The sequence below is a fragment of the Streptomyces sp. NPDC046887 genome (assembly GCF_040644755.1).
GTDB classification, from domain to species: Bacteria; Actinomycetota; Actinomycetes; order Streptomycetales; family Streptomycetaceae; genus Streptomyces; species Streptomyces lichenis.
In genome coordinates, this window is the sequence record NZ_JBEYXH010000002.1 from 322994 (window position 1) to 344471 (window position 21478).

Below are 21478 nucleotides of genomic sequence, written 5' to 3' on the forward strand. Positions count from 1 at the left end.
GCCTGTGTTAGACGCTGTCTAATAGATGGGGTGACTGTACCCGACATCCGATGCGGACGGGGGTGGGCACGGGGACTCCCGCCGGTTTCGCCGACTTCCCCGGGCCGGGTGAAGTGCCCCGGGCAGGCAGGGCACTTCACCCGGCGCGTCGGGGCCTCAGCGGCCCGCGGGGACCCGCTCCCGGGCGGGCTCGTGCTGGGCCAGGACGGCGTCGCCCTCCTTGATGCCGACCCGGGCGTACACCTTCTTCAGCGGGCCGGGCGCCCACCAGCCGGCGTGCCCCATCAGCTTCATGACCGCCGGCACCAGCAGGATCCGGACCACCGCCACGTCCAGCAGGATGGCGATCACCATGCCGACGCCGAACAGCGTCATGGTGAGCACCCCGCTGGTCGCCATCGCGGCGAGCGGCACGCACATCAGCAGGGCGGCGCTGGCGATCAGCTTGCCGATGCTCTGCAGCCCGGTCGCCACCGCGGCGCTGGGGTCGCCGAGCAGGTCGTACTGCTCCCGGATCCGGGACACCAGGAACACCTCGTAGTCCATGGAGAGTCCGAAGATCAGCGCGAACAGCATGATCGGCATATTGGGCTCGATGTTGCCGGTCGGGTCGAAGCCGATCAGATCGGCCAGGTGCCCGTCCTGGAAGATCCAGACCAGGATGCCGAAGGTGGCCGACAGCGACAGCAGGTTCATGGCGATGGCCTTGAGCGGCAGCAGCACCGAGCCGAAGGCCAGGAAGAGCAGGATGTACGTGGCGACGGCGATGTACAGCAGCATCCAGGGCAGGACGTCGGCGAGCGCGTCCAGGGTGTCGTCGAAGACCGCGGTCTCGCCGCCGAAGTACACCGTGGCGCCCGGCGGGCGCTCCACCGCGCGCAGGTCGTTGACCAGGTCGCGGGCGTCGGCGGAGACGGCATCCCCGTCGAAGCTGACCGAGATCCGGCCCGAGGTGCCCTCCGCGCCGCTGATCTGCGCCTCCTTGGCCCCGGGGACCTTGGCCAGCCGCTCGGCGTACGCCTGGAGGGCGGCGCCCTGCTCCTGGGACTTGGCCTCCCCCGGCAGCTTCAGCAGGGCGTCGATGGACTTGACGCCGTCGCCCTCGAAGTCGCGCTCCATGATGTTGTGGACCTGGCGGCCCTGGGCGCTGTCGGGCAGCTGCCGGGCGTCGTTGGCGCCGAAGTCGATCCGCAGGAACGGTGCGGCGAGCGCCAGCATGATCGCCACCGCGGCCACCGCGACGATGACCGGACGGCGCATCAGGCCCTGCGCCAGCCGGAACCAGGGCCCCTCGTCGGCGGCCTTGGCGGCTCGGGGAGCGGCGGCGTTCCTCTTCCGCCGGAAGGAGAGGGAGTTGACCTTGGGGCCCATCACCGCGAGTGCGGCGGGCAGCGCGATGATCGAGAAGAAGACGGAGAGGACGACCGCGGCGACACCGCCGTACGCCATCGACTTCAGGAAGGCGAAGGGGAAGAAGGTCATCCCGAACAGGGCGACCGCGACGGTGATGCCGGAGACCATGACGGTCCGCCCGGCGGTGGCGACGGTCCGGGCGAGGGCGTCCTCACCGGTGCGCCCGGCGGCCAGCTCCTCGCGGTAGCGGCTCACGATCAGCAGCCCGTAGTCGATGGCCACGGCCAGGCCCAGGATGGTCACCAGGCTCATGGCGAACACCGACACATCGGTGAACTGGGCGATCACCCGCAGCACCGCCATGGAGCCCAGGATGGACAGCCCGCCCACCAGCAGCGGGAGGCTGGCGGCGGCGAGCCCGCCGAAGACCACGACCAGCAGCAGGAAGAGGACAGGGAAGGAGTAGCCCTCGGCGGCGGCGAGGTCCTTGCCGATCTCCTCACCGGCCTGGAAGCCGGTGGGCACCGGGCCGCCCTGAAGGGTCTCCAGCCCCTCGACGTCCAGCTTGTCCTTGATCTTCTTGTACGAGGCCTCCTTGGCGTTGTCGTCGCCGCCCTTGAGGTTCATCGCCACATAGGTGGCATGCCGGTCCTTGCTGACCTGGGCCGGCATCTTGGTCATCCAGAAGTGCGCCGACCCGGTCACCGCCGACTCGGGCAGTGAGTCCAGCTTGGTGACGACCGCGTCCCGGAAGGCCGGGTCGTCCACCGTCTTGTCCTTGCTGCGGTACACCACGACCGCGTCCGGCGCCCGCTGCGGGAACGCCTCCTCGGCCAGCCGGGCCGCCTTGCGGCTCTCGGAGTTCGGGTCCTCGAAACCGCCGGGCTTCATGTCGCCGAAGACACCGACGCCGTAGATGCCGGAGAAGACCGCGAACACCAGCGTGAAGATCAGCAGGGGTTTGCGCCCCCGATGGATGAATCGCCCCAGCGCCTCGAACATCCCAACTCCCTAGATGGTTCTACCGGTTCCGCGTGGCATGGTGCCCAAGCTACGCCGACAGTAACAGTGTTATCAATGCCCTTCGCGACAACCGGCAAGCGGCGGTGCGGGCGGACGGTCCGTCAACACGCGCTCTGAACAGGCATTTTGACGCTCTTAGACACTGTGCAATTTTTTTGGGCCGCGTCAGCCGGATGTCAGCGGACCGGCGGTCCGGACGCCGAGGAGGAGCTTCCATAACGCCGTTGCGATACATTCGGGACCATGGCCAGGCTCAAGACCCACGACGAAGCGCTCCGCCTCCGGCTCATCAACCGCGCCGCCGCCACGGTCTTCGACCGCGGTGCCGGGGCGTTGAGCCTGCGCAGGCTGGCGGCCGATGTGAAGACGTCCACCACGGCCGTCTACTCGCTGTTCGGGAACAAGGCGGGGCTGATCGACAGCCTGTACCAGGAGGCGGTGCGGCTGTTCATCTCCCGGCTGACCGCCGTCGGCTCCACCGACGACCCCGCGGCCGACGTGGTACGGCTCGGCATCGCCTACCGCGACTACGCCATCGCCAACCCGCACCTGTACGGGATCGTGTTCGCCGACCGCCTCGACTACGAGCCGGCGCCCGAGCGGCTGAACGAGGCCGGCTCCACCATCGAGCCGCTGGTGGACGCGGTGGCGCGCGGCCAGGCGGCCGGGCAGTTCGGCAAGGAGGGGTCCGCCGAGGTCATCGCCCTGTCCTGCTGGGGCGCGGCGCACGGCCTGGTCTCCCTGGAGCTGTCCGGCAACGCCCCGACCGGGCTGGACATCGGGGCGGTCTACGAGGAGACCCTGCACGCCGTGGTCAGCGGCTGGCGCGCCCGGGCCGGGGACGGCGGACATTCGGCGCCGCCCCCGCGCCCGTGATCGATCGGGCGGTCGTCAGTCGGTCAGGGTGACGGCTTCCGCACGGAACACCTCCCGACCGGCGCGGACGCCCGACCACTCGCCGGGCGCCGCACCCGCCCGCAGCCGGTCCACCCGCTGCGCCCCCGGGCTCAGCACCAGCCGCCCGACGGTGAGCGTGCCGGCGGCCGAGCGGGGCGAACGGCGGTCCGTCTCGCGCACCATCGTCTCGACGGCCGCGGGTGAGACGGTGTGACCGGGCGGGAAGGGCGTGGTCCACAGGTCGGCCGGGGTCACCGGCCGCAGCGCGTACTCCCCCGGGCCGCCGGGCTCCGGCCGTTCCGCCGGGAACACCACCCCGGCCCACTCCAGCCGCCCGGCGTCCGGGTGGGCCGCCGGCTCGGGGATCCGGTCGGCGGTGGGCCCCGGGACCGGCAGTACGGCCGGTTCCGGGCCGTACACCAGGGTGGCGGCCGCCACCCGCGCACCGGAGGGGTCGTCCACGGTGACATCCACCTGCCACTCGCCGTCCCGCCGGACACCCTCGGCCCGCCGGTGCAGTTCCAGCCGCCCGCCGGTGAGGCGCAGCCCGGCCAGGTGGACGGTGAATCCACGTACCTCCCGCAGATGCAGCAGCGGCCAGCCCTCCGGCACCACCCAGTCCCCCGCCGCCACCAGATGCTCCAGCACGACCCCAACCGGTACGGCCTCGGCGCCCTCGACCCGCAGCTCCGCCAGGCACGGGTGCCGTCCGGCCTCCAGCGACCAGCGGGTGCGCAGCGACCGGAAGAGCGCGTACTCCTCGACCTCCCCGAGATGGTGGTCGAGCGCATGCAGCCGGGGCAGGTCCGGGTGGCCGGTCAGCATCCCGAAGCCGCGCAGCTGGCCCGGGGCCAGCACGGCCCCGATCCGGCCGAGGAAGACCGCCTCACCGGTGTGCCCGGAGGCCAGCTCCTCGGCCCAGCGGCGGGCGCCTTCGGCGGGGTCCAGGGTGGAGACATACCGCACGGCGGCCGCGTAGTTGGCGATGACGCCGAGGCGTTCCCAGGTCGGCCAGCAGAGGGTCTGCACCGGCAACCCGAGGTTGTCGCGGGCCCAGAACCCCAGCCGGGCCAGCGCCTCGTTGCCCGCCGCGTAGTCGATCTGGCCGACCATCCCGCCCATCCGGCCGGCCAGGGAGCCGACATTGCTCAGCAGCCGCAGGGCGGAACGCCGTTCGGGGCGGGCGAGGACGGCCCAGACCAGCTGGGCGAAGCCGGTCACCTTGACGTCGACCGTGCCCACCACGGACTCGGCCGACTTGCGGTCGAAGCGGGCCGGCTCGTCGATGCCCGCGTTGTGCACCACGTACTGCGGGCCGTCGCCGAGTGCCGCGAAGACGCGTTCGACCTGCTCGGCGTCGGTGCAGTCGCAGCGCAGATACTCGATACGCAGCCCGTCGGCGGCGGCCCGCTCCAGATTGCCCAGGACGGTACGGGCCTCGTCCGCGCGGCGGATCTCCCGGCGTAGTGCGGCCAGTTGGGCGGGGGTACGGGCCCGGGCCAGCCGGCTCCGGCGCCAGGCGGCGAACGCCGAGTCGTCCAGGCCGGTGGCCTCGCCCGGCTCGGGCCGCTCGCCGCGGCCGGTGACCACCACCCGGCAGCCGAAGCGCTCGGCGAACGAGCGGGCCGCCGCGAAGCCGACACCCCGGGCCCCGCCGGTGATCAGCACGGTGTCACCGGGACCCGGTGGCCGCGGACCCGGTGGGACGGCGGGTGCCGGGCGGCCCGCCAGCACATGGCGTACGCCGTCGCGGTAGCCGACCTCGAAGTGCGCGGGTCGGACGTACTCCCGCTCGACGGCGTCCGCGACGGTGGTGGCGTCGGCCCGGTCCAGGTCGACCACGACCACACCCGCGGCGGGCAGTTCCCGGGGCAGGCACTTGGCGAGCCCGGCCCAGATCCCGCCCAGCGGCTGCGGCACCGACCCCGTCCCGTGCCCGGCCAGACCGCCGAGGTGGGTGACGGCGAGATAGACATGGCGGCCGAAGCGGGGCTCGGTGCTCCAGCGGCCGTACGCGGCGTGGATCACCCCGGTGGTGCGGGTGAGCGCCGACTTCCATGTGTCGTCGCCCAGTTCGTACGTCAGGCCGGTGACATTGAGGTCGACGACCCCGTCCCAGCCCTCGGCGTCCAGCGGGGTCTCCGGGTCGCAGCGCGCCACCAGTGCGCCGCGTGCGCGGAGTTCGCCGGCCACGGCGGCCGCCAGCGCGGCCGACTCGCCGACCAGCAGCAGACGCCGCCCGGCCAGCGGGCGGGCCCCGGCGGGGGTGGGGTGCGGGACCGGGACCGGCTCCCAGACGAACCGGTCCACCGGGCGGACGAAGGCGTCCGGGTCGAAGGAGGACAGATGCGGCCGCAGGGCGGGCCAGGAGGGTCCATCCGCAGTGGTGGTGGCACTGGTCGCCTCGGTGGCGGTCGTGGTGGTGGTCATCGGGCGCGCTCCTGGACGGTCACTCGGATGCCGCCCTTGGGGAAGAGCGTGATGAACGCGCCGCCGCGGACGGGACCTTGGGCCGGGGAGATCCGGAACCGGCCCGCCACGGCCGCGACGGTCTGCTGGAGCAGGGCGAGCCCCATCCGCTTGCCGATGCACTGGCGCCGCCCGCCGCCGAACGGCAGATAGGCCGAGCGGTCGCGGGCGGGCGAGCCACCCGGGCGGAAACGCTCCGGGTCGAACCGCTCGGGCTCCTCCCACTGCTCGGGGTTGTGGTGCGCCCCGTACACCGAGACCAGCAGCGGGGTGCCGGCCGGGACGTGGTGGCCGGACAGTACGTCGTCCTCGATCGCCTCGCGGGTGAACTGCCACACCGGCGGGTGCGTGCGCAGGCTCTCGTCCACCACCATCGCGGTGTAGGTGAGCCGGTCCAGGTCCCCGGCGGTCGGGGGCCGGCCGCCCAGCACCCGGTCGGTCTCCTCGGCCAGCCCGTCCCGTACCTCCCCATGGCGGGCGATCTCGTACAGCGTCCAGGTCAGCGAGAGCGCCGTGGTCTCGACCCCGGCCAGGAAGAGGGTCACCAGGTCCGACCAGAGCGCGTCATCCGGCAGGTCGGCCTCGCGGATCAGGGTGGCGACCTCGCCGCCGGCCCCGTGGTCGACGTCCCGGGCGGCCTGGGCGACCACCCGCTCCAGGGTGCGGCGGGCCCTGGCCACCCGGCGGCGGTAGGGGGTCGGGACGAAGGACGGGATGGCCTTGTCCACCGAGCCGACGTTCTTGAAGATCGCCTCCAGGGCGACCGAGACCGCCTCGGCGAACTCGCCGCCGTCCTGGGACAGGTCCTTGCCCACCAGGGCCATCCCCAGCACCCGGCAGGTCAGCTTCATCGCCTCCGGGAAGAGGTCGAACGGCTCCCCGGCGCGGGCGTGTTCGGCCCACCGGTCGAGCAGCGCGGCGATCGCCTCGTCGCTCTGCCCGGCCCGGGCGGCGATGGCCTGCGGGGTGAAGGCCGGGTTGACCGCCTTGCGGTGGGCGCGCCAGTCGCGGTCCTCCAGGGTGAGCAGCCCGCGCCCCATGAACAGCTCGAACGCCTCGTAGTAGGCGCCGCGCGCGTAGTTGTCGGCGTTGACCTGGAGCACCCGGCGGATGCCGTCCGGCGCGGAGAGCTGGACGGTCGGGTTGTGCGGCAGGATCGGCAGCCGGACCACGGTGCCGTGGTCGCGCTGGGCGCGCAGCGAGTAGCCGGGCGGGTCGGCGGCGTAGGCCACGGTGGAGATGACCGGGTTGGAGAGCGGGAAGGACGTGGGGCCCCGCACCGCCTTCGCCCGGGCGCCGGTCACCGGGCAGACGCCCGCCTCCGGTCGCGCGGGAGCGGTCTCTTCCGCTGGTGCGTCGGTCACGGGCGGGCCTCCTCGGCGGGGCGGCGTGCGCGGTACTCGCCGGTGGTCTGGTGGACATGGCCGAGCACGACCCCGGTCATGTCCTTGATCTGCAGCACGACGTCCCCGGCGGCGGTGACGGCGAGCGCCCGGTTCTCCTCGGCACTCTCCAGATCGAGCCGGGCGGGTAGCGAGTACAGCTCGACCTCGGTGCCCGCGCCGGCCAGTGAGGCGTCGGTGTGGCCCCCGTAGAGGTCGATACGGCGGATGGTGCGCGGGACGGCGAGCGGGGTCCACTCGCCTTCGCTGCGGTCCAGTACGGAGACCCGGGCCAGGCCGTCCAGCAGCACGGACGGCACCACCAGGCCGGAGAACCAGCGCTCGATGCCGGGCCGGTCGGGCCGGTAGCGGGCCCGCCGGCCGTGCGGGTGGGTGCGGGTGTCAGTGGTGGAGACGAAGACCCCGCTGAGCAGCACGGCGGGGTTGGGCAGGTGGTACGGGTCGGCCAGCGGCTCGGCTCCCTGGTCGTCCCAGTGCTCCCAGCGCGGCGCGGCCACCGGTTCGTCGCGCAACCGCACCCGGGCCGAGAAGTGGCGGCGGTCGGCGACCAGCAGCCGGCCGCCGGGGGCCCGTACCTCGCCGGCCACCTCGACGTCCACCACGGACTCGCGCGGCCCGTGCTCCACCAGCCGGGCGGTGATCCGCTTGGTCTCGCCCCGACCGGGCCGGTAGACCCGCAGGAACGCGTCGAGCCGGACGTCCTCCAGCACCGCCGGGACCCGCCCGGGCACCAGCCGCATGGCGGCCTGGGCGGCGAGTTCGGGCACGAAGGTGCCGGGCAGGGTGGGGAAGCCGTTGACCACGTGCTCGCGCAGATAGGCGTCCCGCTCCAGGGAGAAGGTGCGCACCACGGTGAGCCGGTCGGGGCCGCGGTCCACGATGTCGTCCACGTAGAAGTCCGGCGGCGACGCGGGGCGGGGCGGCGATGGTCGGACCGGCGCTCGGCAGAAGTCGAGGTAACCGGGGGCGGCCAGCTCCATGGTGGCCCGTTCCGCGTCCCCGAACAGCACGGTGAGCGGCGACTGTTCGGCCTGGTCCAGCTCGTGCAGGAAGTGCTCCACGCCCTCCTGGGTGGGCATGGCGGTGAACTGGGCGCTCTTGGCCAGGAACCTGCGCATGATCGGGGTGGCGCCGAGGCCGATGTCCCGCCACAGGGTCCAGCCGATGGTGAACTCGCGCGCCCCCCGGGCGGCGCTGTGCGCGGCGGCGGTGTTGAGGAAGTCGTTGGCCGCGCCGTAGTCGGTCTCGCCGTTCTGCCCGGTGAAGCCCACGAAGGAGCCGAAGTTGCACCAGCGGCGGGGCACCCGGTCGCCGAACGCCGCCTTGAGGTTGGCGTAGGTGCGTACCTTCAGGTCGCGGACGGTGCGGAAGTCCGCCAGGCTCTTCTTGGCCACCGAGGCGGCCCGGTTGGTGCCCGCGATGTTGAGCAGCAGGTCCACCCCGTCCGGCTCGGCCGCCTCGATCCGGCCGACGGTCTCCCGTACCGCCTCCGGGTCGCGAAGGTCGCAGAGGTGGTACGCCACCCGGTCCGCGCCGCAGTGCGCCTGAAGGGTGCGCAGGGTGTCCCGTACCTCCGCGGCAGCGGCCAGCCGGTCGTAGGCCGCGTTGGCCTCCCGCACGGTGAGGCGGTCCGGGCCGGTGCCCCGCACCCGGATGAACTCCGCTCGGCTCGGGGCCGGTTCGGCGGAGTCCGGACCGGGCGGGGTGGAGCCGATGACATGGATACGGGGCCGGTCGCGGCGGGCCAGCGCGGTCAGCAACGCCGCGCCGATGCCGCGCGCGCCACCCGCCGCGACGACGGTACGGGGCGCGAACGGGGTGGCGGGGGTGGCGCCCGGGTCCTGGACGGCTTGCAGTAGCAGCCGCTCGCCGCCCGCGAAGGCGACCACCGGCAGCAGTTGGGCGGCCTGGGACTCCGCGGCCGCGTCGGCCTCGGCCTCCGCCAGCGCGGTGGCCTGGTGGACCACGGCCACCACCGAGCAGGACGGCCACTCCAGGGCCAGGCTCTTGGTGAAGCCGGTGAACAGACCGGTGCTGGGATGCGGGACCCGCTCGGCGTCGATGCCGCCGAGCACGACCACGGTGAAGGAGAGGGGTGGATCAGGTAGTCGGGCACACTCCTTGGCGGTACGGAAGAGGGCGTCGTGCAGCCGCAGCAACCGCTCGGAGGGCCCCCGCGATGGGTCCTCGCCCTGGGAGAGGTCGACCACCACCCGCACATGGCGCGGGGCGGCCCGCCGGACGGCCTCCTCCAGGGCGTCCCCCTCGGACGGCCCGGGCAGCAGCACGCAGTCGGCGGGCGGTTCGTATCCGCCCAGCGCCGCCGGCCCGTCCACCAGCAGCGCGCTGGACGGCGGGAAGAGCGGCGGCGGGGCGGAGGCGAGGGCCGGGCGCGGCGCGGGGGCGAGCCGCAGCACATGCCGGTCCAGTAGACGGGGCTCGGTGGGCTCCGCGGGCGCCGGGGCGGGCGCCGGGGCCTCTTCGGTGGCCGGGGGCTCCGCAGCTGGTAGGGCGGCGGCGGCCGGGCGGCTGAGCCGGAGTCGTCGGGTGGGGCCGCCCGCCTCGAAGGCGCGTTCGATCACCGCGGAGTCCTGTCCCGGCCCCGGACCGGTGACCGGACCCGGAACGGTGAGGAAGGCGATCAGCTCCCGGGCGCCCTCGGCGCCCAGCAGGGTGGTTCCCTGGTGCGAGGGGCTCACGCCGCCACGCTCCTTTCCACGACGGCCAGTACGGGCAGGCCGGTGCGCTCGGCGAGCGATCTGCGGGTCAGGGCGAAGAGGAACGCCCCCTCGGCGGCGCGGCGGCCCGGTTCGTCGTTCCAGCCGGGCAGGGCGGTGCCGTTGACCCCCGCGACCAGCGCCACGTCGATCTCCCGGAAGTCCAGATAGGAGCCGGCCACGTCGAACGCCTCCAGCAGGGAGGCCTCCCCCGCGTCGACCGTGATGTTGAGGCCGCGCAGGTCGAAGTAGTTGGAGAGCCGCGCCGCGATGACGTTGGGCATCTCCCCGGGGAACGAGTCCTCGGTGGGCGCGGCGATCAGCCCGGTGGCGCGCTCCTCCAGCCGCCGCAGGAACTTCTCGGTGCCGGGCCGATCTCCCGCGTCCGCCACCACCCGGCCGATCTCGTCCAGGTAGGCGCGGGACTTGTACAGCAGCGCGTTGCGGGTGGCCCCGGTGTGCCCGACCACCACGCCGGTGGTCCGGTGGTGGCTCAGGCACAGCTCCCGTACCGGCTCCGGCAGGCCCTGCATACAGCGGACCAGAGCCAGCTGGGTGCGGTCGGTGGCGCGGGCGGTGGGCGGCGGCATCCGCAGTTCCTGGAACGGCGGTACGGGGTAGGTGGCGCCGAACGAGGGCTCGAACTCCTCGTCGCGGGTGCCCGCCGCCCAGGCCGCCACCTCCTCGGGCCCGGGGCCGCCCGGCAGATGGGAGGACCAGCCGACCAGGACCAGATCCTCGCCGAGCGGAGCGGGCAGGGCGGGTGGGCGGCCGGTGCGGGCGGCCCGGTGGTCCTCGGAGATGATCACATGAGCGTTGGTGCCGCCGAACCCGAAGCCGGAGACGGCCGCGCGGCGCGGGCGGCCGGGCTCGGCGGGCCAGGGCACCGGCTCCCGGGGCACGGTCAGCCCGCTCGCCTGTCCGGCGAGGGCGTCCGGCAGCCGGGAGAAGCGGTACTGGGCGGGGATGGTGCCATGCCGCAGCGCCAGCAGGGTGTGGATCACCGACACCACCCCGGCCGCCCAACCACAGTGCCCCACCAGCGACTTGTTGGAGGTGACCTGCTGGACGCGGGTGCCGGCGTAGCGGCGGGCGAGGCTGGTGAACTCGGCCTCGTCGCCCGCGGGGGTGCCGGTGGCGTGGGCGACGATCCAGTCGATGTCGTCCGGGCCGAGGCCGCCGCGCTCGAAGGCCCGCTCCACGGCGAGTTCCTGGCCGGCCGGGGCGGGGGCGTAGATGGCCTTGCCCCGGCCGTCGGCGGAGAGCCCGATCGCCGAGATCAGGCCCAGCACCCGGTCCCCGTCGGCGCGGGCGCGGGAGAGGCGCTTGAGCACCACGAGCCCGGCCCCGTCGGAGAACAGCGCGCCGTCCGCGCCCGCGTCCAGGGCGCGTACGGCGCCTCCGGCGGAGAGCCCGTTCAGCTTGGCGAACAGGATCGAGCCGCTGGGCGCCAGCGCGAAGGAGCCGCCGCACACCGCCACATCGCTGCGGCCGGAGAGCAGGTCGCGCACCCCGAGGTCCATCGCGTACAGCGAGGATGAGCAGGCGGTGTCCACCATGTGCAGCCGGGTGTCACCGGGCAGGATGCCGTCCATGGCGTCCCGGCCGACGCGGTGCGGGTGGCGGGCCTCCCCGGGCGGACCGCCCCGGCCGAACCGCCGCCGCAGGGCGTCCCCGACCGGGCCGCGCACGGCCTCGTCCCCGTCCTCGGCGAGGGTGTCCAGGGCGTGGCCCAGAACGTAGGACTCCTCCAGATGCTGGCTGCCGTCGGGCGTGTAGCCGACGCAGAAGGAGAACCGGTCGCCGTCGGCCCGGCGCACCCCGTCCAGCGCCTGGTGCAGGCTGTGCCGCAGCCAGAGCGCGGTGTGGTCGAGACCGGCGTCCGCCAGCCCCTCCGCCCGCAGCTTGTCGTGCGGCCGGAAGCCGGTGATGAAGCCGGAGCGCCGCTGGTACGTCTTGTCGGGCGCCCGGCGATCCTCGTCATGGAAGCGGGAGATGTCCCACCGGTCGGCGGGCGCGTCCACGAACAGCTCGGCGCCCTCGGACAACAGCCGCCAGAACTCCTCCGGCGAGGAGGCGCCGGGCACGGCCATCCCCATGCCGACGACGGCTACGGGGTCGTGGGGGTCGGCTGCCTCGGGCACAGTCGGCACGGCGAGGGCGGTCGGCTCCTCGTACGCGGCCGGCTGCTCGTACTCCACCGCCTCCGCGGGCTCGACCGCCTCCTCGTCCGCGCCCGCCTCCTCCGCCCCGTTCGGGGACATCGCGGAATGGAGCAGGGTCAGGCCGCCGTCCGCGAGAAGGGTCTGGCCGGTGACCCAGCCGGAGCGCTCGGAGCTGAGGAAGAGCACGACCTCCGCCAGGTCCTCCGGGCGGCCGAGCCGGGCGAGCGGGGTGGCCGCGACGGTGTTGGCGCGGACGTCCTCGAAGGACGGGAAGAGCTGGCCCACCGGGTTGTCGATCAGCCCGCAGGAGGCCGCGTTGACCCGGATGCGGTCCCCGGCCAGCTCCGCCGCCAGGTAGCGGGTCAGCGCCTCCAGGGCCGCCTTGGAGACGCCGACCGGCAGGTAGTTGGCGGGGGCGGTGGCGGCGCCGAGGGAGGAGACGTTGACGATCGCGGCGCCGGACCCGCCGGCCGCCGCGAGCAGCGGGCGGGCGTAACGGGCGCACCACAGCGGGCCCTTGACGTTGGTGGCGTAGGTGCGGTCCAGCAGCTCATCGGTGATCTCGTCGAAGGGGACGAACGACCCGGCGGCCGCGTTGTTCACCAGGATGTCGAGCCGGCCGTGCTCCTCGGCGATCTCCCCGAACATCCGCTCGACCTGTTCGGGCCGGGCCACCGAGGCGCGGATCAGCCGGACGTCCAGCCCCCGGCCGGTGAGCGCGCGGACCTGCTCCTTGGCGGCGCCGTAGGAGTGGAAGCAGTTCAGCAGCACGGTCGCGCCGCGCTCCGCGAGCCGTTCGACCACGACCCGGCCGACGCTGCCCGCGCCGCCGGTGACCAGCGCGATGCGTCCGGCGAACTCGGCGCCGGGGCTCGGACCCGTCATCGCCCGGCCGCGCTTCCGGCGCCCGCACCCTCGGTGACCCCGGCGGCCACGAAGTCGACCACCTTGCCGAAGGTGTCGTAGTCGGCGACCCGCAGTCCGGCGGGCGGCAGGCCCAGCCCGAAGCGGTCCCCCAGCCTGCTGAGCAGTTCGGTCTGCTTGACCGAGTCCACCCCAAGGTCCGCCTCCAGCTGTACGTCGTCGGTGAACACCTCCTCGGGGTACTCCATCGCCTCCGCGTACAAGGCCCTGACCTGGCCGCTGAGTTCGGCCCGGTCCGCTGTCCGGGGCGGGGCGACGACGGGCTCGATGGCCTCCGGTACGGCGGTCACGGGCGTCTGGTTGAGCGGGGACCACAGGGCGGTGGCCGCCCGGTTCAGGCCCGCCTCCTCGTCCCGGCCGGCCAAGGGGCTCACCACATGGGCGCCCGGGCGGAGCTGCTCCACCAGGGCGCAGAGCACCCGGCCGGCCCCGGTCTCCACGAAGACCCGCGCCCCGGCCGCGTACAACACCGAGACGGCCGGGCCGAACTCGACCGGGGTGACCAGGTGCAGGGCGAGCAGCCGGGCCAGGTCGTCGCCGTCGCGGTAGAAGCGGCCCAGGATCGGCGAGTAGACCGGCACCTGGAGGGGGCTGGGGCGGTAGGCGGCGATGCGGTCGGCCAGGCTGGTGCGCGCCCCCTCCAGGAGGGGGTGGTGGAAGGGGTGCGGGGAGCGCAGCCGGGTCTGAGTGACGCCGAGGCGGTCGGCGATGTCCGCGGCGATGGCGAGCGGTTCGGCCCGGCCGGAGACGACCGTCTGGGGGCCGTTGTCCACGGCGAGTACGAGGTCGGGGTGGTCGATCAGCGCGATGATCCGCTCGGCGCGGGCCCGGTCGCACCGCAGGGCGAGCATCGCGCCGCCGCTGCGGTCGTGCTCGCGCAGCACCGAGATCCGCTCGCAGAGGATCGCCGCCGCGTCCGCCAGGTCCCAGGCGCCCGCGCAGGTCAGCGCCGCGAGTTCGCCCAGCGAGTGGCCGAGGTGGACCGAGGGCGCGGCCCCGCGTTCGGCGAGCAGCCGATGGGTGGCGACGGCGGTGGTGAAGACGGCCAGTTGGAGGGTGTCCGGGGCGGACTCCAGCAGGGCGGCGGGACTGGGCGGCGAGGGTTGGAACACGGTCGCGGACACCTCGCGCCCGGTCAGCTCCTTGGCGACCGCGTCCACCTCCTCGAAGGTGGCGCGCACCGTGCGGTCGCCGTCCTCCCAGAGGCCCTTCAACGCGCCGGGGCGGTAGGCGCCCTGCCCGGGGAAGAGCGCGACGGTCAGGTCGAGTTCACGGTTGTTCGGAGAGCGGTTCGGTTCACGGTTCATGGGGCTTCCCGTCGTCATGGGGCGGTCGGCGTGTCGGCGCCGGCCGGCCAGGTCTGGCGCACTGCGGCGGGGTGGTCGCCCTCGACGGTGAGGGCGACCAGGTGCCGGGCACCGGGGTGGCGAAGGTCGAGGAGGTCGAAGGACCAGGGACCGGGGTGGAGGGGGTCGCGGACGGTGATCCGCCCGTGGCCGGACGGCCCGCGGAGGGTGAAGGAGAACTCGGCGAGGCTCCGGTGCAGCCCGGCCCCCTGGGCCTTGAGGTAGGCCTCTTTGAGCACCCAGAGCTCGCCGGTCCGGGCAGGCCTGGCGGCCGGGTCCAGTGCGGCGAGTTCCCGGCGCTCGGCGGGGGCGAAGAACCTGGCGAGGTGGTGGGCCGACTCGGCGGTGAGCCCGTACGGCTCGACGTCCACCCCGCAGGCCCGCCCGGTGGTGACGGCGCAGACCACCAGGCCCGGGGTGGAGGCGAGGCTGAACCGTACGCCGTCCCGGTCGTCCTCCGGTTCGGGCCGGCCGTGGCGGCCGGTGGTGAAGCGCCAGGCGTCCAGCGGGCGGCCGGTGCGGGCGCTGAGCGCCTGGCGGCAGAGCAGCCGCCGGGCCAGGAACCGCTGCCGGGCGGCCGGGCTGAACAGCCGGTCCCGGCGGATGCGTTCGGCCGGGGTCAGCAGCCGCTCGCCGCCGAGCCCGGCGGTGAACGCGGCGATGGCGTGCTCCGGCAGCAGCCAGAGGTCGGCCGTCCCGGTATCGAGATGGTGGCGGGTGGCGAGGGCGCTCATCGCGTGGTGAGCGCGGCGAGCCGGTCGGCGAGGTGGAGCGACTGCTCCCGGTTGAGGCGGGGGTCGCAGACGGACCGGTAGCCGCCGGGCAGATCCTCGAAGTCGACCCCCCGGCCACCGCCGCCGCCCACGCACTCGGCCACGTCCTCGCCGGTCAGCTCCAGATGGACGCCGCCGGGGTGGGCGCCCAGCTCGCGGGTGACCTCGAAGAAGCCGGACAGCTCGTCCAGGATGTCGTCGAACCGGCGGGTCTTGCGTCCACAGGGCGCCCCGATGGTGTTGCCGTGCATCGGGTCGGACACCCAGCCGACGGTCATGCCCTCGGCCCGCACCTTGCTGATCAGGTCGGGCAGTACGGTGCGGACGCGGCCGGCGCCCATCCGGGCGATCAGGGTGAGCCGGCCGGGCTCGCGGTCCGGGTCCAGCCGTTCGACCAGCCGGATCAGCTCGTCGGTGCCGGTGGTCGGCCCGATCTTGACCGCGATCGGGTTGGCGATGGAGGAGAAGTAGGCGAGGTGGGCGCCGTCCAGTTGGCGGGTGCGCTCGCCGATCCAGAGCAGATGGCCGGAGGCGGCGTACGGTCGGCCGGAGGCCGGGTCGGTACGGGTGAGGGCCCGCTCGTAGTCGAGCAGCAGCCCCTCGTGGGAGGCGAACAGCTCCTCGGGCAGGTCGCCCGCGCCGGTCCCGCCCCGGGTGAGCGCCCGGACCAGGTTGAGGGTGGCGGCGGAGGCCTGGTAGACCCGGACCAGGCGGTCCGGGTCGGGGGCGCGGTCGGCGGCGGTGAAGGCGTGGCCGTTGACCGCGTCGCCCCGGTAGACCGGCAGCTCGGTGCCGTCGCGGAGTTCGGTGGGCGAGGAGCGGGGTTTGGCGTACTGTCCGGCCAGCCGTCCGACGGTGACCACCGGCAGCTCCATGGCCCGGCCCAGTACGGTGCCCAGCCGGCCCAGCAGGGCGACGGTCCGGTGCACCGCGTCCGGGTGCAGCGCGTCCAGGGACTCGGCGCAGTCGCCGCCCTGGACCAGGAAGGCCTCGCCCCGGGCGACGGCGGCCAGCCGGGCCTTGAGGAGCGCGCACTCGGCCGGGAGCACCAGCGGGAGGCTCCGGGCGAGGGTGGCGAGCGCGGCGGGCAGCGCCGGGGTGTCGGGCCACTGCGGCTGCTGAAGGGCGGGCAGCGGGGGCGGGCCGGGGTCCACCGGTACGGGCGGGATGGGCGGACCGGGCGGAACGGGCGGGACGCCGGGCAGGGTCGCGGTCACGCGGTGAGCTCCACTCTCTGCGGGACCGGGGCGAGCGCGCCGGTGACCAGGTCGTCCAGGATGGCCGTGCCGTGACGGGTCATCACGGACTCGGGGTGGAACTGCACCGAGGCGAAGCCGGGCCCGCGCAGGGCGTGCACCTCGCCGGTGACCCGGTCGCGGGCGACCTCCACGCCGTGGGCGGTCAGCGGGGAGTGCAGCAGCTCGTCCTCGGCGTGGGCGGCGAAGCTGTTGTAGTAGGCGACCTGCTCGGTGGTGCCGAAGAGGTCGATGGTCCGCCGGACGCCCTGGTTGGGCCGGTCCAGCGGGCGCAGCGGGAGCCCGAGCAGCCGGCAGAGGATCTGGTGGCTCAGGCAGACCGAGACGAAGGGCACCCGCAGATTGAGCAGGCTGGCGGTGACCGCCCGCAGATAGGCGATCTTGCGGTGGCCCTCCTCGCGGGGGTCGCCGGGACCGGGGCCGAGGACCACCAGGTCATGGCCGATGAACTGGTGCGGTTCGTCGAAGCGGCGGACCGTGACCTCGTAGCCCAGCGACCGCAGCTGCTGGGCCCCCATCGCGGTGAAGGTGTCCTCCGCGTCCAGCACCAGCAGCCGGCCCCGGCCGGTGCGGCGGGGCGGGGCGGGGGTGGTCCAGAACTGCGACAGCGGGCGGTTGCGCTCCTTCAGCGCGGCCCTGATCTGCGGGTGCTCGTTGTGGCCGGCCGGGCGGCGGCGCCGGGGCGTGCGGTCCAGCGCGGCGAGCAGCCCGGCCGCCTTGGCCCGGGTCTCGGCGCTCTCGCTCGCCGGGTCGGAGTCCCGTACCAGGGTGGAGCCCACCGCGATCCGCATCCGGCCGCGGGCGTCCACATCCGCCGTACGGATCATGATCGCGGAGTCCAGGCGCCGCCCGCCGCGCGCGTCCCGGCCGATGAGCGCGGCGACACCCGCGTAGTAGCCCCGCCCGTGCGGTTCGAACTTGGCGATCACCCGGCAGGCGCTCTCCACCGGGCTGCCGGTGACGGTCGGGGCGAGCAGGGTCTCATGCAGGATCTCCCGCACATCGCGGCCGCTGCTGCCGACGATGCGGTACTCGGTGTGGGCGAGGTGGGCCATCTCCTTGAGGTGGGGGCCGACCACCCGGGCGTCGTCGCAGACCCGGCTCATCATCTTCAGTTCCTCGTCGAGGACCATGTACAGCTCGTTGGTCTCCTTGCCGTCGGCGAGGAACTCCAGCAGGCCGGCGGTGTCCGGGCCTTCGGCGGGGTAGCGGTAGGTGCCGCTGATCGGGTTCATCACCGCCGTACCGCCGTCCAGGCTGACGTGCCGCTCGGGGCTGGCGCCGATGAAGGTCCGCTCCCCGGTGTGCACCAGGAAGGTCCAGTACGCTCCGGGCTCGCCGCGCAGCAGCCGTCCCCAGAAGGCCAGCGCGGTCCGCGCCGACCAGTGCGGAAGCTCGGTGGTGAAGGTGCGCTTGAGGACGAAGTTGGCACCCGCGCCATGGCCGATCTCCTCGGCCAGCACCCGCCGGACCAGCTCCCCGTACTCCTCGTCGTCCAGGTCGAAGCCGCCCTCGGTGCCGCCCTGTTCAAGGGGCCAGTCCAGTACCCGGTCGAGGGCTCCGGCCACCGGCAGCCGGGACTGCTCCCGTACCGTCATCACCAGCAGCGGCTCGCCGTCGTCATGGTGGTCGTAGCCGCGTTCGCCGATCACCCGGTACGGCAGCAGGACCAGCGCCTCATGGCGGTCGGGGCCCTCGTCCCGGTCCGGCAGCTCCGCCACCGTCGCCACCTCGGAGAAGTCCCCGAGCAGCAGGTCCACGGTGTCGGGGTGCCCGCTCTCGGGGCGGTGCAGCAGGGCGAACGGGCGGCCGCCTAGAGCCAGTTCGTCAAGGATGGTCATTTCGTTGAGGGTGGTCATTTCGTCGGGGGTGGTCACGAGGCACGTCCGGCCGGCGCGGCGGGCGCGCTCGCCAGGGCGCCACTGGCCAGGGCGCCGAGCACGGTGGCGGTGGTGACGGCCATGGCGCACCGGGTCGCCGCGTAGCTCAGCGCCATCCTGTGGAACTCGGGGGTGAAGTCGGCGACCGCGTCGGCGACCACGAAGGTCTGGATACCGTGGGCGAAGGCGTCGCAGGCGGTGAGCAGGATGCCGACATGGGCGTAGACGCCGCAGACGATCAGCTGGTCGCGGCCCTGCTCGCGCAGGGTAGCCAGCAGCTCGGTGCGGTGGAAGGCGCTGGCCCGCCACTTGGTAAGGACGGTGTCGTCCGGGCCGGGCGCGATGGCGTCCGGGATGCCCCGGTCCTCGGGGGCGGCGGACATGCCGGGCCCCCAGAAGTCCTGGAGCAGCCCGCGGTCCTCGGGGCTCATCCCGCCGGGCTGGGCGGTGTAGACGACGGGGACACCGGCCCGGGCACAGTTCTCGCGCAGTGCGGTGACGCCGGTGAGCAGCCGGGTGCGCGGTTCGGCGCCCTCGGCGAAGGGGGCGAGGAAGTAGTGCTGCATATCGTGCACCAGCAGCACGGCCCGGCGGGGGTCGACGGTCCAGGCGGCGGTGTTGGCCGGCAGGTCGGCGGCCCGCGGCATGGGATAGGAGTCGATCGGCGCAATGGCCACGGAACGTTTCCTTCTCTCACGGGTTCGGTCAGACGCCGAGCGTGGCGCCGCCGTCTACGGTCAGGTCGTGCAGGGTGATGTGGGCCGCCCGCTCGGAGAGCAGGAAGAGCACGGCGTCCGCGATATGGGCGGGCTCGGCGATCCGGCCCAGCGGGATGCCCAGGCGGTAGGCGGCGGGCACCCCGTCCACCGAGGCGCGTTCGGCGGCGTCGCCCTGGAGCGCGGTGAGCATCGGGGTGCGGGTGGAGCCGGGGGCGACCACGTTGCAGCGGATGCCGTACGGCGCCAGCTCCAGCCCCAGGCACTTGGTGAACATGGCCGAGGCCGCCTTGGAGGCCGCGTAGGCGGCCATGGAGGTACGGGGGGTGGCAGCGGCGTTGGAGGCGATGGTGACGATCGCGCCGCGGCGCCGGGGCACCATCAGCGCGGCCACCGCCCGGCTGGTGTGGAAGACGCCGCCCGCGTTGACCGCGAGGGTGGTCTCCCAGTCCTCGTCATCCATCTCGATCGCCGGTCCGCTGCGGAGCACCCCGGCTCCGTTGACCAGGTTCTCGATCGGCCCGAGTTCGGCCTCTGCGGTGGCCACCGCCGCGTCCACCTCCTTGGCGGAGGTCACATCGGCGGGGACGGCGAGCACCCGGGCCCCGGTCGCGGCCAGTTCGCCGGCCAGCTCCCAGAGGGCCGGTACGTCCCGGTCGAGCAGGGCGACCGGCAACCCGGCGGCGACCAGGGCGCGGACCACGGCGGCGCCGATGCCACCCGCGGCCCCGGTCACCAGCGCGGTCCCGGACAGCGGGGCGGCCCCGGACGGGCGGGCGGTGGTGGACTGCGGGGCGCTCATCGGGACCACCCGCCGAGGACCCGGCCGACGACCTCTTCGGGGATGCGCAGCGCGCGGGTGGAGAAGGAGCCGAGCGCGGCCAGATAGCGCTCCTGGAGCGCGGCCTCGTCCACCTCCACGGCCCGGCCGGCCGAGACCAGGGTGCGGCCGCCGACCATGACGGTGTCGATGTCGGTGGAGCCGGCCAGCCACAGGAAGCTCTCCAGCGGCCGGGGGTTGAGCAGATAGCGCCAGTCGTCGGCCCGTACCAGGACCAGATCGGCCTGCTTGCCGGCCTCCAGGCTGCCCACCTGGTCGTCCCAGCGCAGCCCCTTGGCCGCGATCCGGGTGCCCATGGCCAGCGCGTCGGTGGGCAGCACCTCGGTCTGGTCGGCGCTCATCTCGTTGTACATCTGCCAGGCGGCCCGCATGGTCTCGGCGATCCCGGCGCTGGGCATCGAGGAGCCGTCGGTGGACAGCGAGACGTCCAGGCCCTGCCGGCGCAGCGCGGGCACCGCGCCGGTCTCGGTCAGCGAGGACTCGCCGGACGGCCCGTACTTGCCGGGTGAGTGGCTGATGTGGGCGCGCCCGGCGAGCAGCAGCTTCTGCTCGTCCTCGTCCACGAAGGCGCAGTGGCCGGCCATCAGCCGCTCGTCCACCAGCCCGAACCCGGCCAGCCGGCGCACCCCGGTCTCGCCGTAGTAGGTGCGCATCAGGGCGGTCTCGTTGCGCAGCGCGCCCACATGGGTGGCGAAGCCCAGGTCATGGCGGGCCACCAGCTCGGCCATGCCCCGCGCCAACTCGTCGGTCATATTGGTGACATAGGCGATGCTGGGGCGGAAGCGGATACGGCCCGAGGTGTCCTGGGCGGTCAGCTCCAGCAGCTCGGCCACCCCGGCCAGCACCCCGTCGGTGTCCCGGGTGCGCACCGGGCGGTCCCCGTCGGCCGGGCAGATCGCGTCGCTCGCCCAGGTGCTGGCGGAGAACCGGATGCCCAGCCGCCGCGCCGCGGCGACCATGGCGTGCGGGCGGTTGAGCGAGCCCATGTCGCCGAGGGTGGTGACCCCGCCGCGCAGCTGGGTCCACATCGAGTACTCGGCGATGGCCCCGGCCTCTTCGGGGGTCATCGCGTCGATCAGCTCGTCGAAGCGGTCGAAGGTGGCGGAGATCTGGTGCATGTCCCCGCCGCCGCCCATGAAGGCGACCTGGTCGTCCCGGTCGGAGGCGGGGCGCAGCGCGCCGCGCATCGGCAGCCGCATGGCGAACATCTCGTGCCAGTGGGCGTTGACGAAGCCGGGCAGCACCATCATGCCCCGGGCGTCGCGCCGGCGCAGGCCCGCCCGCTGCTCGGGGGTGAGGGCGGCGACGGCCCGTTCGACCTCGGCGGCGGGGCCCACGGCGGCGAGGCTGCCGTCCACCACCAGCACCGCGCCGCCGGGGTGCACGCTCTCCTGGGCGTCGGCCGTGTAGACGGTGCCGCCGGTGATCAGTTGGGCGCTCACCGGGCCGCCCCCGAGTCGGCGGCGGGGGCGGTGTCCGCCAGCCCGGCGAAGTGCGCCAGCCAGCCGTTCAGGGTGGGGTCGGCCACCAGGGCGTCGAACTGGGCCGGGACGCCGGCCCGGCGCCAGCCGCTGACCAGCCGCATCAGCTCCAGCGAACTCAGGCCGAGGACCACCAGGTTGGCGTCCGGGGCGATCTCGGCGGGGTCGGTGCCCAGCAGCGGCGCGAGGGTCTCGCGGAGGTCCTGCTCGGTCGGGTTGGGGGACTTGTCCACG

The 21478-nt window shown here is 74.0% G+C and carries 14 protein-coding genes; 1 reads left to right on the plus strand and 13 read right to left on the minus strand.

The window, feature by feature from the left end; translation table 11 throughout:
• Positions 1-156: 156 nt before the first annotated feature.
• Entirely contained in the window at positions 157-2355 is a 2199-nt protein-coding gene (locus tag ABZ945_RS04495) for an MMPL family transporter (RefSeq protein ID WP_361263683.1), read from the minus strand.
• A 264-nt stretch (positions 2356-2619) separates the two neighbouring features.
• On the opposite strand from ABZ945_RS04495, the gene ABZ945_RS04500 reads away from it, so the two are divergent.
• On the plus strand, positions 2620-3252 hold the full coding sequence (locus ABZ945_RS04500) for a WHG domain-containing protein (protein WP_361263686.1): 633 nt from the start codon (positions 2620-2622) through the stop codon (positions 3250-3252).
• A 15-nt stretch (positions 3253-3267) separates the two neighbouring features.
• Here the strand turns inward: ABZ945_RS04500 and ABZ945_RS04505 are convergent, their stop codons facing one another.
• Genes ABZ945_RS04505 through ABZ945_RS04560 form a run of 12 tightly spaced genes read right to left on the minus strand, consistent with a single transcriptional unit; the run spans position 3268 to position 21477 of the window.
• Positions 3268-5703 (minus strand): SDR family NAD(P)-dependent oxidoreductase, encoded by a 2436-nt coding sequence (locus tag ABZ945_RS04505; protein WP_361263689.1) that lies wholly within the window; start codon positions 5701-5703, stop codon positions 3268-3270.
• Entirely contained in the window at positions 5700-7106 is a 1407-nt protein-coding gene (locus ABZ945_RS04510) for a cytochrome P450 (RefSeq protein WP_361263692.1), read from the minus strand. Before ABZ945_RS04510 ends, ABZ945_RS04505 begins: the two co-directional genes overlap by 4 nt.
• Complete coding sequence (locus ABZ945_RS04515) at positions 7103-9844, minus strand: KR domain-containing protein (protein ID WP_361263695.1); 2742 nt, start codon at positions 9842-9844, stop codon at positions 7103-7105. Before ABZ945_RS04515 ends, ABZ945_RS04510 begins: the two co-directional genes overlap by 4 nt.
• Positions 9841-12912 carry an SDR family oxidoreductase gene (locus tag ABZ945_RS04520; protein ID WP_361263698.1) on the minus strand — a complete coding sequence of 1024 codons (3072 nt, stop codon included), beginning with the start codon at positions 12910-12912 and terminating at the stop codon, positions 9841-9843. Before ABZ945_RS04520 ends, ABZ945_RS04515 begins: the two co-directional genes overlap by 4 nt.
• Entirely contained in the window at positions 12909-14258 is a 1350-nt protein-coding gene (locus ABZ945_RS04525; protein ID WP_361263701.1) for an acyltransferase domain-containing protein, read from the minus strand. Before ABZ945_RS04525 ends, ABZ945_RS04520 begins: the two co-directional genes overlap by 4 nt.
• Positions 14259-14272: 14 nt before the next feature.
• Positions 14273-15031, minus strand: a complete 759-nt coding sequence (locus ABZ945_RS04530; RefSeq protein ID WP_361263704.1) for a 4'-phosphopantetheinyl transferase superfamily protein — start codon at positions 15029-15031, stop codon at positions 14273-14275.
• Positions 15028-16239, minus strand: a complete 1212-nt coding sequence (locus ABZ945_RS04535; protein WP_361263871.1) for a 3-deoxy-7-phosphoheptulonate synthase class II — start codon at positions 16237-16239, stop codon at positions 15028-15030. The genes ABZ945_RS04530 and ABZ945_RS04535 overlap by 4 nt, the downstream gene beginning before the upstream one ends.
• A gap of 44 nt (positions 16240-16283) precedes the next feature.
• Positions 16284-18167: an anthranilate synthase family protein gene (locus ABZ945_RS04540; protein ID WP_361263707.1), complete on the minus strand. Its 1884-nt coding sequence runs from the start codon at positions 18165-18167 to the stop codon at positions 16284-16286.
• A 32-nt stretch (positions 18168-18199) separates the two neighbouring features.
• Positions 18200-18883 (minus strand): isochorismatase family protein, encoded by a 684-nt coding sequence (locus ABZ945_RS04545; protein WP_361263710.1) that lies wholly within the window; start codon positions 18881-18883, stop codon positions 18200-18202.
• Between the two features lie 28 nt (positions 18884-18911).
• Positions 18912-19724: a 2,3-dihydro-2,3-dihydroxybenzoate dehydrogenase gene (locus ABZ945_RS04550; protein ID WP_361263713.1), complete on the minus strand. Its 813-nt coding sequence runs from the start codon at positions 19722-19724 to the stop codon at positions 18912-18914.
• Positions 19721-21205 (minus strand): amidohydrolase family protein, encoded by a 1485-nt coding sequence (locus tag ABZ945_RS04555; protein ID WP_361263716.1) that lies wholly within the window; start codon positions 21203-21205, stop codon positions 19721-19723. The genes ABZ945_RS04550 and ABZ945_RS04555 overlap by 4 nt, the downstream gene beginning before the upstream one ends.
• Positions 21202-21477 carry a phosphopantetheine-binding protein gene (locus ABZ945_RS04560; protein WP_361263719.1) on the minus strand — a complete coding sequence of 92 codons (276 nt, stop codon included), beginning with the start codon at positions 21475-21477 and terminating at the stop codon, positions 21202-21204. Before ABZ945_RS04560 ends, ABZ945_RS04555 begins: the two co-directional genes overlap by 4 nt.
• Between the last annotated feature and the right edge of the window lies 1 nt (position 21478).

What these genes read in the sequence shown, in the direction of transcription:
- ABZ945_RS04495 (WP_361263683.1), bottom strand. Translation starts at nt 2,355, where the DNA reads ATGTTCGAGGCGCTGGGGCGATTCATCCATCGGGGGCGCAAACCCCTG.
- ABZ945_RS04500 (WP_361263686.1), top strand. Translation starts at nt 2,620, where the DNA reads ATGGCCAGGCTCAAGACCCACGACGAAGCGCTCCGCCTCCGGCTCATC.
- ABZ945_RS04505 (WP_361263689.1), bottom strand. Translation starts at nt 5,703, where the DNA reads ATGACCACCACCACGACCGCCACCGAGGCGACCAGTGCCACCACCACT.
- ABZ945_RS04520 (WP_361263698.1), bottom strand. Translation starts at nt 12,912, where the DNA reads ATGACGGGTCCGAGCCCCGGCGCCGAGTTCGCCGGACGCATCGCGCTG.
- ABZ945_RS04525 (WP_361263701.1), bottom strand. Translation starts at nt 14,258, where the DNA reads ATGAACCGTGAACCGAACCGCTCTCCGAACAACCGTGAACTCGACCTG.
- ABZ945_RS04530 (WP_361263704.1), bottom strand. Translation starts at nt 15,031, where the DNA reads ATGAGCGCCCTCGCCACCCGCCACCATCTCGATACCGGGACGGCCGAC.
- ABZ945_RS04540 (WP_361263707.1), bottom strand. Translation starts at nt 18,167, where the DNA reads ATGACCATCCTTGACGAACTGGCTCTAGGCGGCCGCCCGTTCGCCCTG.
- ABZ945_RS04550 (WP_361263713.1), bottom strand. Translation starts at nt 19,724, where the DNA reads ATGAGCGCCCCGCAGTCCACCACCGCCCGCCCGTCCGGGGCCGCCCCG.